Consider the following 12,778-nt stretch of genomic DNA (forward strand, 5'->3'; position numbering starts at 1 on the left):
CGGGTCGGGGGGAACGGCGGTCAGCCGACGGCGGCGATCACCGCCTGCTCGATGCGGCGCCGGTCGGCGGTGCGGATGGCGCCGTCGCCGTTCGGCCCGGCCAGGGAGAAGGAGTCGACGACCGAGGACCCGAGCGTCGCGACGCGGGCCCACCGCAGCTCGGCGTCGCAGCCCTCCAGCGCGGCGGCGACGCGGTGCAGCAGCCCGATGCGGTCGGTGCCGCGCAGCTCCAGCACCACCGCACCGGTGGCCTCGTCGTCGAACCACAGGACCCGGGGCGGGGCCGGGGGCTCCGAGGAGTTGGTCGGGGCGTAGTCGCGCTCCTTGCGGGCCAGCGCGTCGGCCAGGACCAGCGTGCCGTCGACGACGCGCCCGAGGTCGGTGCGCAGCAGCGCCGGATCGGGCAGCCCGCCGAAGCGCGGCGACACCGTGAACCGGAAGACCGCGACCTCACCGGTCGTCGACAGCTCCGCGGCGTGCACCTCCAGCGAGTGCAGGGCGAGCACGCCCGCCGCGGCCGCGAGCGACCCCTTCGCCGCGGGCACCGCCACCAGCACGGTGGCCGGGGTGGCCTCGTCGGCGAACCGCACCTGCGGGCGGTGGTCGGCGAGCACGGCCGCGGCCATCTCCTGGTCGGAGTCGTCGGGCGGGGCCGGCAGCGGTTCCCCGGCCAGCAGCGCGCGGCAGCGCCGGGACAGGTCGCCGATCAGCGTCTTCTTCCACGGGCTCCACACGCCCGGCCCGGTGGCGAGGGAGTCGGCCTCCGCGAGCGCGGTGAGCAGGTCCAGCAGCAACCCGCTCGTGCCGGGGGCGCCGTCGCCCACGGCCTCGTCGAGCGTCTCGACGACGCGCGTGACGGTGGCCGGGTCGTCGAGGTCGCGGCGGGTGGCCGTGTGCGGGAGCAGCAGGTGGTGGCGGACCATCGCCCCCAGCACCACGACGTCCGGCTCGGTGAACCCGAGCCGCCGCCCGACCTGCACCGCCAGCGACTCGCCCACCACGGAGTGGTCGCCGCCGCGGCCCTTGCCGATGTCGTGCAGCAGCGTGCCCACCAGCAGCAGGTCCGGCCGGGCGACGCGCGTGGTCAGCCGGGCGACCTGCGCGCAGGCCTCGACGAGGTGCCGGTCGACGGTCCACACGTGGGCCCGGTCGCGCGGCGGCAGGTCGCGGACCGCGCCCCACTCGGGGAACAGCCGCCCCCACAGCCCGGTGCGGTCCAGCGCCTCCACCACGTCGACGAGCGGGCGGCCGGTGCCCAGCAGCGACAGCAGCTCGCCGAGCGCGTCGCGGGGCCAGGGTTCGCGCAGCTCGGGGGCGGTGTCGGCCAACCGGTGCAGCGTGCCCGCCGCGACCGGGAGGCCGGTGCGCGCCGCGGTGGCGGCCACGCGCAGGACCAGGGCGGGATCGCGCGACGCGGCGGCGTCGCGGGCCAGCGCGACCTCCCCCGCGTGCTCGACGACGCCGGAGTCGAGCGGGCGGCGCACCGGGTTGCGGCGCAGCGCGGCGAGGCCCCGCCTGGGCAGCGCCCCCCGGGCCGAGCGCAGGCTGGTCTCCGCGGAGAACGCCACCGCCCTTGCGGCGCCGGACAGGGCGCGGGCCAGCTCGAAGCGGTCACCCAGCTCCAGCACGGCGGCGACCTCGTCGGCGTCCTGGGCGCGCAGGACGTCGCGGGCGCGGCCGGCGAGGCGGTGCAGCTCCGTGCGGACGTCGAGCAGCAGGCGCTGGGCCTCCAGCACGTCGCCGCCGGGGCGGTCGACGAGCTGGGCCGCGGCGAGGGCGTCGATGAGCTGGACGTCGCGCAGGCCGCCGTGGCCGTTCTTCAGGTCGGGCTCCACGCGGTGCGCGACGTCGCCGATCTTGCGCCAGCGCCCCTGGGCCCCCTCGACGATCTCGTCGAAGCGGCTGCGGATGCCCGCGCGCCAGGCCTGCCGGACCGACGCGCGGACCGAGTCGGACAGGGCGGCGTCGCCCGCGATGTGGCGGATCTCCAGCAGCCCGAACGCGGCGCGCAGGTCGGTGGCCGCCACCTGCACGGCCTGGCCGGGCGTGCGCACGGAGTGGTCGAGCCCGATCCCCGCGTCCCACAGCGGGTACCAGAGCTGGTCGGCGATCCGGTCGATGTCCTTGCGGCCGTCGTGCAGCAGCACGAGGTCGAGGTCGGACCACGGCGCGAGCTCGCGGCGGCCCAGCGCCCCGACGGCGACCAGCGCGGCGCGGTCGGTGAGCCCGATCGCCGCGCAGCGCGAGGACAGCCAGAAGTCGTGGAGGTCGACGAGCGCGGTGCGCAGCGCCTCCGGGGACAGGCGGCGCTTCGCGTCCCCGGTCTGCAGCAGGACGGCCTTGGCGCGCACCAGGTCCTGGGCGTCTCCCGCGGACGACACGGTGATGGCGTCGCTCACAGCGCGTCGGCGCCCCGTTCACCGGTGCGGACCCGCACCACGGTCTCCACGGGCGTCACCCACACCTTGCCGTCGCCGATCTTGCCCGTCCGCGCGGCGGCCAGCACGGTGTCGATCACCTTCTCCACCACCCCGTCGTCGACGACGATCTCCACGCGCACCTTGGGCACGAAGTCCACCTGGTAGTCGGCACCGCGGTAGACCTCGGTGTGGCCGCGCTGCCGACCGTAGCCGGACACCTCGCTCACGGTCATCCCGGCGACGTCGAGGTCCTCCAGTCCGGAGCGGACGTCGTCCAGGGCGAACGGCTTCACGATGGCCGTCACGAGCATCATTGCGGTTTCTCCGATCGGTGACGAACCGGACATTCTCCGGGAATGGGTCCGGGCCCGCCGTACCTGCGTGGAGGTACGGCGGGCCCGGGGACGAGACGGTGGAGCTAGATCGCGTCGGTTCCGCGCTCGCCGGTGCGCACCCGGATCACGCTCTCGACCGGGGTCACCCAGACCTTCCCGTCACCGATCTTGCCGGTGCGGGCGGCCTCGACGACGGCGTCCACGACCTTCTCCGCGAGGGCGTCGTCGGCGACGACCTCCACGCGGACCTTCGGCACGAAGTCGACGGAGTACTCCGCGCCGCGGTAGACCTCGGTGTGGCCCTTCTGCCGGCCGTAGCCCTGGACCTCGCTGACGGTCATGCCCAGGACGCCGATCTGCTCCAGCGCCCCCTTCACGTCCTCCAGCACGAACGGCTTGACGATCGCCGTGACCAGCTTCATCGCTCAGACCTCCTGACCGGCGGTGGCCGGCTCGTGGTCGCGCGCCGACTGCGTCGACGCCCCAGCGGACGGACGCAGGCCGCTGCCGCCCCGCAGGGTGGAGAAGTCGTAGCCCGACTCCGCGTGCTCGGTCTCGTCGATGCCCGTGGCCTCGTCCTCGTCGGAGATGCGCAGGCCGATCGAGAACTTCAGCGCGAAGGCGATGATCGCCGTGACGATGCCGGAGTAGGCCAGCACCGCGAAGGCACCGACGGCCTGGCGCCACAGCTGGTCGGCGCCGCCGCCGTAGAAGAGCCCGGCGACACCGGCCGGCGAGTCGGCGGTGGCGAAGAAGCCGATGAGCAGCGTGCCGGCGAGACCGCCGACGAGGTGGACGCCGACGACGTCGAGCGAGTCGTCGAAGCCGAAGCGGAACTTCAGGCCGACGGCCAGGGCGCACAGGACGCTGGCGATGGCCCCGACCGCGATGGCGCCCAGCGGCGACACCGAGGAACAGGCGGGGGTGATCGCGACCAGACCCGCGACGACGCCGGACGCGGCACCGAGGCTGGTCGGGTGACCGTCGCGGAAGCGCTCGACGAGCAACCAGGCGATCATCGCGGCCGCGGTGGCGACGATGGTGTTGAGGAACGCGAAGCCGGCGATGGCACCCGAGCCGACGGCCGAACCGGCGTTGAAGCCGAACCAGCCGAACCACAGGAGGGCGGCACCGAGCATGACCAGCGGCAGGTTGTGCGGCCGCATGGGCTCGCGCGGCCAGCCGCGGCGCTTGCCGAGGACGATGGCGAGCACCAGCGCGGCGATACCGGCGTTGATGTGGACCGCGGTACCACCGGCGAAGTCGATCGCGGCGAGGTCGTTGGCGATCCAGCCGCCCGCACCCGCGGTGACGTCGTCGAAGTTGAAGACCCAGTGCGCGACCGGGAAGTAGACGATCGACACCCAGATGCCGGCGAAGACCAGCCAGGAGCCGAACTTCATGCGGTCGGCGACCGCACCCGAGATCAGGGCCACGGTGATGATCGCGAACGTGGCCTGGAAGCCGACGAACACCAGCGAGGGGATCGTGCCGACCAGCGGGACGGCCACCTCGGTGCCGGCCTCGGCGTCGGCGAGGTACGTGCCGGCCGTCAGGCCCTGCAGCCCGGCGAACTGCAGCGGGTCGGCGACGATGCCGGCGTCGCCCACGCTCGTGCCGAACGTCATCGAGTAGCCGTACAGCACCCACAGGACGCCGACCAGGCCCATCGAGGCGAAGCTCATCATCATCATGTTCAGCACGCTCTTGCTGCGCACCATGCCGCCGTAGAACAGCGCGAGTCCCGGCGTCATGAGCAACACCAGGGCCGTCGCTGTCAACATCCAGGCGGTATCGCCGGTATCGGGCACTCCAGGCACGTCGACTCCTTCCCGTCTGCGCCGCGCTCCGTCCGGTATGGACGGATTCCGCGGCTGGTGCGGGAACTATCGAATCGCCGTGTTTCCGGCGTCCTCCACCGGTGTTTCGCGCAGGTGAACGAGGCCCCCCGGGGAGTTACATCCGCATGACGCGTCAGCTCAGGAGGGCGTCGACGTAGGCGGCGGGCTCGAACGGGGCCAGGTCGTCGGGGCCCTCGCCGAGCCCGACGAGCTTCACCGGGACGCCCAGTTCGCGCTGCACCCGGAACACGATGCCGCCCTTGGCCGTGCCGTCGAGCTTGGTCAGGACGATGCCGGTGACCTTGACGACGTCGCCGAACACGCGGGCCTGCGTCAGCCCGTTCTGGCCGGTCGTGGCGTCGAGGACGAGGAGCACCTCGTCGACCTCGGCCTGCCGGGTGACGACCCGCTTGATCTTGTCGAGCTCGTCCATCAGGCCGGTCTTGGTGTGCAGGCGGCCCGCGGTGTCGAGCAGCACGACGTCGGCGCCCTCGGTGGAACCCTGCTTGACGGCGTCGAACGCGACGCTCGCCGGGTCGGCGCCCTCGGCACCGCGCACGACGGTGGCCCCCGCGCGCTCGCCCCAGGTGACGAGCTGCTCGGCGGCGGCGGCCCGGAAGGTGTCGGCCGCGCCCAGCACGACCTGGTGCCCGCTCGCGACGAGCACCCGGGCCAGCTTGCCGGTGGTGGTGGTCTTGCCCGTGCCGTTGACGCCGACCACGAGCAGCACCGCAGGCCGCCCGTCGTGCGGCAGGGCGCGGACGGACCGGTCGAGCTCGGGCCGCAGCGCCGCAGTGAGGACGTCCTTGAGCAGCTGGCGCGCCTGCTCCGCGGTGCGGACGCCGCGGGCGGCGAGCTCGGTGCGCAGGGTGTCGACGAGCTCGGCGGTGGTCTCCGGCCCGAGGTCGGCCTGCAGCAGGGTCGCCTCGACGTCCTCCCACGACTCCTCGTCCAACTCCCCGGCCCCCAGCAGGCCGAGCAGCCCCTGCCCGAACCCGGAGCGGGAGCGGGCGAGGCGGCCGCGCAGGCGCTCCAGCCGCCCGCCGGGCGGGGCGATGTCGTCGGCGGGGGTGGTGGCAGGCGTGGTGGCGGCCGGGGACGAGCCGTTCGCGGACGGGGCCGGGGTGGTCGGGGCGGGGGTGCTCGGGGCGGGTGCCGTGGGGGCCGGGGGCGTGGGGGCCGGAGTGGTCGGCGCCGTCGCCGGCGGAGTGGTGGAGGCCGGGGGCGGCTCGGTCGGGGTCGACGGGGTCGGGGTCGACGGGGCCGGGGTCGACGGGGCCGGGGTCGACGGGGCCGGGGTCGACGGGGCCGGGGTCGACGGGGCCGGGGTCGACGGGGCGGTCGGCGCGGTGGCGGTCGACGACGGTTCCGCCGGCGCGGGCCGCGTCGGAGCCGGGGTGGTGGGCGCGGTGGCGGGCGGGGCGGGCTCAGTCGGCGTCGGAGCGGTGGCGGCTGGGGACGAGTCGGCGCGGGTGTCGGAGTCGGTCGTGGAGCCGCCGTGCGGGGTGCCGTCGGTCGCGGTGCCGGGCGTCGCGGTGCCGGGCGTCGCGGTGCCGGGCGTCGCGGTGCCGGGCGTCGCGGTGCCGGGCGTCGCGGTGCCGGGCGTCGCGGTGCCGGTGCCCGTCCCGTCGGGGGCCGGGGCGTCGGGGACCGGGGCGTCGGTCGCGGTGCGGCCGTCGGTGGCCGGGGGCGCGGTGGACGCGGAGGGCGTCACGCCGGGGAGGGTCGGGTCGCCGTGTCCCGGGCTCGCCCGCGGGGCGTCGGGCGCCGGCGCCGCGGGCGGATCCGGAGTGGCCGCCCCGGTGCCGGGGGCGAAGGTGAAGCCGCCACCGGCCTGGTAGGTGCCGCCTCGGCGGGGCGGGGCGGCGGTGTCGTCGCGCTGCTCCAGCTCCTCGGCCTGCCGCAGGCTGATGCGTCGCCGGCTGCGCAGGACCAGGCCCGCCACGACGGCGATGAGCACGACGGCCACCACGACCGCGACGACGATCCACAAGGTCTCCGGGGTCACCCGACCACCCTGTCATGCCCCGGCCGGGGCATTCCGCGGGCACCGGGCAGCAGCCCCCTCACGGGACCCGCACCCGACGACGATCGCCGCGAGCCGCACGCCCGGGCCCCGGCCACCGGCTGCGGCAGCGGCAGGCACCGATCACCGGCCCCCGCTCGCCGCCCCACCGGATGGCAGGAAGGCCACCGTCCCGCCACGAGACGGCGGCATGGTGGCCTTCCTGCAACTCAGGAGGCCGGCCGCAACCGCTGGCTGATCACCGTCGTGATCCCGTCCCCCCGCATCGCGACGCCGTAGAGCGCGTCCGCGACCTCCATCGTCGGCTTCTGGTGCGTGATGACGATGAGCTGGCTGGTCGAGCGCAGCTCCTCCATCAGGCTGATCAGGCGGCGGAGGTTGACGTCGTCCAGGGCGGCCTCGATCTCGTCGAGGATGTAGAACGGCGACGGGCGGGCGCGGAAGATCGCCACGAGCAGCGCCATCGCGGTCAGCGATCGCTCGCCCCCCGACAGCAGCGACAGCCGCTTGACCTTCTTCCCGGGCGGGCGGGCCTCGACCTCGACGCCGGTGGTCAGCATGTCCTCGGGGTCGGTGAGCACGAGCCGGCCCTCGCCGCCGGGGAACAGCGTGTCGAACACGATCGCGAACTCGCGGGCGACGTCGTGGTAGGCCTCCGCGAACACCTCGAGGATCTTGTCGTCGACCTCGCGGACCACGGTGAGCAGGTCGCGCCGGGTGTTCTTGAGGTCCTCGAGCTGCGTCGACAGGAAGCGGTAGCGCTCCTCCAGCGCCGCGAACTCCTCCAGCGCGAGGGGGTTGACGCGGCCGAGCAGCGCGAGGTCCTTCTCCGCCCGCGACGCCCGGCGCTCCTGCGTGGCGCGGTCGTAGGGCATGGCCGGGGGCTCGGTGACGTCCTCGCCGCGCTCCCGGGCCGCCTCGTACTCGGCGACCTCGGCGAGCGACGCCGGGACGGGGGTGTCGGGGCCGTACTCCGCGACGAGGTCGTCGACGCCGATCCCGTGGTCGGCGAGCACCTTCTCCGTCAGCTGCTCCAGCCGCAGCCTCGACTGCGCGCGCAGCACCTCGTCGCGGTGCACCGTGTCGGTGAGCTTCTCCATCAGCGCGGTGAGCCGCTGCGCGGTGAGCCGGGCCTCCCCCAGCTCGCGCTCGCGGGCGTCGCGGGCGGCGGCCGCCGCGTCGCGCTCGGCGGCGGCCGCGGCGAGGGACTGCGCGATGCGCGCGCACGCCGTCTCCCCCGCCGCGACGACGAGCGCGGCCACCGCGGCCCCGCGCTCGCGCGACTCGCGGGCCGCGGCGGCGCGCTGCCGGGCCAGCCGCTCCGACGACGCCTGGCGCCGCAGCGACTCCGCCCGCCCCGAGATCGCGCGGGCCCGCTCCTCCGCGGTGCGCAGCGACAGGCGCGCGTCGACCTCGGAGCTGCGGGCGGTCTCCAGCGCGTCGGCGGCGGCGTCGCGGAGCTCGGTGTCGGGCTCGTCGTCGACCGGCTCGTCCTCGGCCACGGCGAGCTGCTGCTCGGCGGCCTCGAGCGCGAGCAGGGCGTCGGAGCGGCGGGCCTCGACGGCGTCGCGGCGCTCGCGCAGCCGCTGGGCCTCGGCGGCAGCCGACCGCACGGCCTGCTCCATCCGTCCGAGCTGCGCGGACGCGGCGGACCGGCGCTGCTCGGCGGCGTTCTGCTCCCGGCGCGCGGCCTCGACGTCGGCCAGCCGCGCCGCCTCCTCCGCCCGCGCCCCCTCCAGCGCCGGGCGCAGCCGGCCGAGCTCCTCCTCCACGCGGTCGCGGGCCTGCACGGCCTCGTCGACGGCGGCCTGCACGTCGAGCGCGCTGGTCGCCGTGCCGGATCCGCCCGACGCCCGGGCGGCGCCGAGCACGTCACCCTCGGCGGTGACGGCGGTCAGCGCGGGGTCGGCGGCGACGACGGTCGCGGCGAGGTCGAGCGACTCGACGAGCACCACCCCGGACAGCAACCGCTGCACGGCCGCGCCCACGTCCCCGGACGCGGAGACGCCGTCGGCCACCCACCGCGCCGTTGCAGGAAGGCCACCATCACGCGGTCCGGCTGCATGAAGGTGGCCTTCCTGCAGCGACGGGGCCCCCACCACCAGCGCCGCCCGCCCCGCGTCCCGGGCCCGGAGCAGCCGCAGCGCCGCCACCGCCGCCGCCGGGTCGGCCACCGCCACCGCGTCGGCCAGCTCGCCGAGCACCGCCGCCACCGCGGTGCGGGCCCAGGGCTGCACCGTCACGAGGCCGGACAGGGCCCCCAGCACCCCGTCCTCCCCGAGCAGCGACGCCGAGCCGTCCCTGCGGGCCAGCCCCACCGACAGCGCGTCGACCCGGGCCCGCCAGTGCGCGCGCTGCTTCTCCGCCTCGCGCTCCTGGCCCACCAGCTCCGCGACCCGCCTGCGGGTGCCCTCGTGCGCCTCGACCGCGGTGACCCGGCGCTGCTCCAGGTCGGCGGGCACCTCCCCGGAGTCGGCGGCGTCCCCCGCGGCGTCCAGCTCCGACTGCGCCGCGGCCGTACGGTCCTCGGCCTCGGCGAGCGCGTCGGAGAGCCGCTCGATCTCGTCGGCGGTGGCGGCCGCGGTGCTGCGCATCGCCTCGGCGCGACCGGCGAGGGTGGCGAGGCCGGCGCGGCGGTCGGCCAGCGCCCGGACCGCGGCCCGGTGCGCGCGGTCGGCGTCGGCGAGGGTGCGCTCGTGCTCGGCGCGGGTCTCCAGCAGCTCGGCGAGCAGGCCGCGGGCCTCGGTGACGGCCGCCAGCAGCTCGTCCTCCTGCTCGGCGACGGCGTCGGCCTCGGCGTCGAGCTGGTCGGGGTCGCGGCCGGGCGCCCGCTCCTCGGCCGACGCGGCGAGGTGCCGGCCGCGCTCCTGCGCGAGCCGGACCGTGCCGGACAGGCGCTCGGCCAGCGCGGAGAGCCGGTACCAGGTGTCCTGCGCGGCGGCCAGGCGCGGGGCGTCGGCGGCGAGCGCGGTCTCCAGCCGCTCCTGCTCGACGCGCGCGACCGACAGCTGCTCCTCGACCTCCGCCCGCCGCGCCCGGGCCTGGGACTCGTCGGCCTCCTCGCGCGCGAGCGAGTCGCGCAGCGTCACCAGGTCGTCGGCGGACAGGCGCAGCCGGGCGTCGCGCAGGTCGGCCTGCACGCTCTGCGCCTTGCGCGCGATCTCGGCCTGCCGGCCCAGCGGCTTGAGCTGGCGGCGCAGCTCGGCGGTGAGGTCGGTGAGCCGGGTGAGGTTGGCCTGCATCGCGTCGAGCTTGCGGAGGGCCTTCTCCTTGCGCTTGCGGTGCTTGAGGACCCCCGCGGCCTCCTCGATGTAGGCGCGGCGGTCCTCGGGCTTGCTCTGCAGCACGGAGTCGAGCTGGCCCTGCCCGACGATGACGTGCATCTCGCGGCCGATGCCGGAGTCCGACAGGAGTTCCTGGATGTCGAGCAGCCGGCACGCCGAGCCGTTGATCTCGTACTCGCCCGCGCCGTCGCGGAACATCCGCCGCGTGATCGACACCTCGGAGTACTCGATGGGCAGCGCGCCGTCGGAGTTGTCGATCGTCAGGGTCACCTCGGCGCGGCCCAGTGGCGCGCGCCCGGAGGTGCCGGCGAAGATGACGTCCTCCATCTTCCCGCCGCGCAGCGCCTTCGCCCCCTGCTCGCCGAGCACCCAGCTGATCGCGTCGACGACGTTGGACTTGCCCGACCCGTTCGGGCCGACGACGCAGGTGATCCCGGGTTCGAGGCGCAGCGTCGTGGCCGAGGCGAAGGACTTGAAGCCCTTCAGCGTCAGGCTCTTGAGGTGCACGGCTCTCCTGCGTCGGACGGGTTCCGCAGAGTAGCGATCCGTGCGGTGCCGCTAGCGGAGCGCCCCCGCCCGCCGCCCGCCCGCGACGACGACCGCCAGCAGCCCCACCGCGAGGGCGGCGACCGAGAACCCCAGCGCACCGAAGTCGCCGACGGCGACCACCACCCCGGCGAGCACGCCCCCGCACGCCCCGGCGACGTTCATCGTGACGTCGGAGAGCCCCTGGACCCTGGCCCGGTCGGCGAGCGGCACCGCGTCGGTGAGCAGGGCCGACCCGGCGACCAGCGCCGCGGACCAGCCCAGCCCGAGCGCGACGAGGCCCACCGCCAGCACGACGGGGTCGGTGGGTGCGGCCGGCCCGGCGACCAGGCCCGCCGTGACGAGCAGCGCCGCGCCGACGGCGAGCACCGGCCGCCTGCCCCAGCGGTCGGCGAGGGCGCCGAACACGGGGCTGAGCACGTACATGCCGGCGACGTGCAGGCTGATGACCAGCCCGACGAGCGACACCGACGCGCCGCCGTGGTCCATGTGCACCGGCGTCAGCGACATCAGCCCGACCATCAGCAGGTGCGAGACGGCGATCGCCCCGATCGCGAGCAGCGCCGCGGGGTGCTCGCGCGCCGCGGCCCACGCCCCGCGCCCGGGCGCCGGCGGGGCGGCGGCCAGCGCCTCCCGCGCGCGGGCCAGCAGCAGGGGGTCCGGCCGCAGCCCCGCCCCGACGACCGCCGCGGCGGCCGCGAAGGCCACCGCGGCGAGCAGGAACGGGCCGGTCGCCGGCACCATCCCCAGCCCGGCCGCGACGGCCTGCATCGGCCCGGCCAGGTTGGGCCCGGCGACGGCGCCGACCGTCACCGCCCACACCACGACGGCGAGCGCGCGGGCCCGGGCGCCGGGCTCCGCCAGGTCGGTGGCCGCGAACCGCGCCGCGAGCCCCGCGGCCGACGCCGCACCGAAGGGCACCAGCGCCACCAGCAGCAGCGGCCAGCTGCCCAGCGCCAGCGCACCGACGGCCCCGGCCGCGCCCACCGCCCCCGCCCCGTACCCGAGTACCAGCGCCGGCCGCCGACCGGAGCGCGCGGCGAGCCGCGAGACGGGCAGCGCCGCGAGCGCCGTGCCGACGACCATCGCGGTGAGCGCGGCACCGCCGACCACGTCCGAGCCCGAGAGGTCCGCGGCGGTCAGGCTCGCCAGCGCGATCCCCGTGGCCACCCCGATCCCGCCCAGGACCTGCGCCACCACCAGCACCGCGACGATCCGTCGCTGCAGCTCCGCGGTCCGGCGATCCGTCGTGGTCACCGGGACATCGTGTCCTGCGCGGGGCCCGCGGCGCCAGAACGTTCTCAGGCCTCGACGAACCCGTCGAACCCGCCCTTCGCCTCGCCCCACTGCTCGACCACCTCGTCGACGCGCCCGGGCGTCCGGTCGCCGCGCAGGAGCGCGAGCAGCCGTTCGCACGACCGGCGATCACCCTCCGCGGTCACGGCGACACGGCCGTCGCGCAGGTTGCGGGCCTCGCCGACGAGGTGCAGCTCGCGCGCCCGGCAGCGGGTCCACCATCGGAACCCGACTCCCTGGACGTGGCCGTGGACCCACGCGGTGAGCCGGACGGCGGAACGGCTGTTGGTGCTCACAAGGCTGCTAGGTTACCCGGCGTGATCAGCCCCGGGCGCCGCGCGGCACCCCTGCTCGCCGGGCTCGCGGCCGGTGCCGTCCTGATCGGGACCGTCGCCGCCGTCGCCCCGTCCGCCGCGCTGCCCGACGCCGTCACCACCGCGCTGGGCACGCCGCTGACGGCCCCCGTCCCGCCGACCCCGCCGACGCGACCCACGCCGCCGCCGCGCCCGACGATCAGGGTCCCCTTCCCGGCCCCGGCGATCCCGACGACGACGCCCGCACCGGCCACCACCGCGGCCCCGACCACCACCCCGGAGCCGACGACCGCGCCCGAGCCGACGACGACCGCGCCGCAGCGCAGCGCGGGCGGCCCGGCGGCGCAGGTCGTGGAGCTCACCAACGCCGAGCGCGTCGACGCCGGCTGCGCGCCGCTGGCCGGCGACCCCCGGCTCGCGGCCGCCGCGCAGGGGCACGCGGAGGACATGTCGGCCCACGGCTACTTCGACCACGTCAGCCGGGACGGGCGCCGGTTCGACGACCGGATCAGCGCCGAGGGCCACCCCTCCCCCGGCGGCGAGAACATCGCGCGCGGCCAGGAGAGCGCGGCGGAGGTCGTGCAGGGCTGGATGAACTCCCCCGGCCACCGCCGCAACATCCTCGACTGCGACTTCACGACCATCGGCGTCGGGTTCGCCGACGACGGGAACTACTGGGTGCAGAACTTCGGGTTCTGACCCGACGAGTCGGGCGG

General features: G+C 76.2%; 9 protein-coding genes. 1 reads left to right on the plus strand and 8 read right to left on the minus strand.

Translation table 11 applies throughout. The features are described from left to right. Nucleotides 1-20 precede the first annotated feature (20 nt). The 8 genes from H6H00_RS31220 to H6H00_RS31255 all read right to left on the minus strand — a co-directional run bounded on the left by H6H00_RS31220 (nt 21) and on the right by H6H00_RS31255 (nt 12,044). Nucleotides 21-2,399 (minus strand): [protein-PII] uridylyltransferase, encoded by a 2,379-nt coding sequence (locus tag H6H00_RS31220; protein WP_255425478.1) that lies wholly within the window; start codon nt 2,397-2,399, stop codon nt 21-23. Next, the gene (locus H6H00_RS31225; protein WP_185719203.1) at nt 2,396-2,734 is read right to left on the minus strand and encodes a P-II family nitrogen regulator; all 339 of its coding nucleotides are present in this window, start codon (nt 2,732-2,734) and stop codon (nt 2,396-2,398) included. The genes H6H00_RS31220 and H6H00_RS31225 overlap by 4 nt, the downstream gene beginning before the upstream one ends. Nucleotides 2,735-2,838: 104 nt before the next feature. Next, nucleotides 2,839-3,177: a P-II family nitrogen regulator gene (locus H6H00_RS31230; RefSeq protein ID WP_185719205.1), complete on the minus strand. Its 339-nt coding sequence runs from the start codon at nt 3,175-3,177 to the stop codon at nt 2,839-2,841. Nucleotides 3,178-3,180: 3 nt separating this feature from the next. Continuing rightward, nucleotides 3,181-4,539: an ammonium transporter gene (locus H6H00_RS31235; RefSeq protein ID WP_185719206.1), complete on the minus strand. Its 1,359-nt coding sequence runs from the start codon at nt 4,537-4,539 to the stop codon at nt 3,181-3,183. Nucleotides 4,540-4,729: 190 nt separating this feature from the next. Next, nucleotides 4,730-6,604 carry a signal recognition particle-docking protein FtsY gene (gene ftsY / locus H6H00_RS31240; RefSeq protein ID WP_185719208.1) on the minus strand — a complete coding sequence of 625 codons (1,875 nt, stop codon included), beginning with the start codon at nt 6,602-6,604 and terminating at the stop codon, nt 4,730-4,732. A gap of 227 nt (nt 6,605-6,831) precedes the next feature. After that, nucleotides 6,832-10,413 (minus strand): chromosome segregation protein SMC, encoded by a 3,582-nt coding sequence (smc, locus tag H6H00_RS31245; protein WP_185719210.1) that lies wholly within the window; start codon nt 10,411-10,413, stop codon nt 6,832-6,834. Nucleotides 10,414-10,464: 51 nt separating this feature from the next. Next, nucleotides 10,465-11,709 carry an MFS transporter gene (locus tag H6H00_RS31250; protein WP_255425479.1) on the minus strand — a complete coding sequence of 415 codons (1,245 nt, stop codon included), beginning with the start codon at nt 11,707-11,709 and terminating at the stop codon, nt 10,465-10,467. Nucleotides 11,710-11,753: 44 nt separating this feature from the next. Further along, nucleotides 11,754-12,044, minus strand: a complete 291-nt coding sequence (locus H6H00_RS31255; RefSeq protein WP_185719212.1) for an acylphosphatase — start codon at nt 12,042-12,044, stop codon at nt 11,754-11,756. Between the two features lie 21 nt (nt 12,045-12,065). On the opposite strand from H6H00_RS31255, the gene H6H00_RS31260 reads away from it, so the two are divergent. Next, on the plus strand, nt 12,066-12,761 hold the full coding sequence (locus H6H00_RS31260; RefSeq protein ID WP_255425480.1) for a CAP domain-containing protein: 696 nt from the start codon (nt 12,066-12,068) through the stop codon (nt 12,759-12,761). The last annotated feature ends 17 nt before the right edge of the window (nt 12,762-12,778 follow it).

Source organism: Pseudonocardia petroleophila (assembly GCF_014235185.1).
Taxonomy (GTDB): domain Bacteria; phylum Actinomycetota; class Actinomycetes; order Mycobacteriales; family Pseudonocardiaceae; genus Pseudonocardia; species Pseudonocardia petroleophila.

Excerpts from the sequence above, each read along its gene's own strand:
- H6H00_RS31225 (WP_185719203.1), bottom strand. The coding sequence starts at position 2,734 with ATGATGCTCGTGACGGCCATCGTGAAGCCGTTCGCCCTGGACGACGTC.
- H6H00_RS31230 (WP_185719205.1), bottom strand. The coding sequence starts at position 3,177 with ATGAAGCTGGTCACGGCGATCGTCAAGCCGTTCGTGCTGGAGGACGTG.
- H6H00_RS31235 (WP_185719206.1), bottom strand. The coding sequence starts at position 4,539 with ATGTTGACAGCGACGGCCCTGGTGTTGCTCATGACGCCGGGACTCGCG.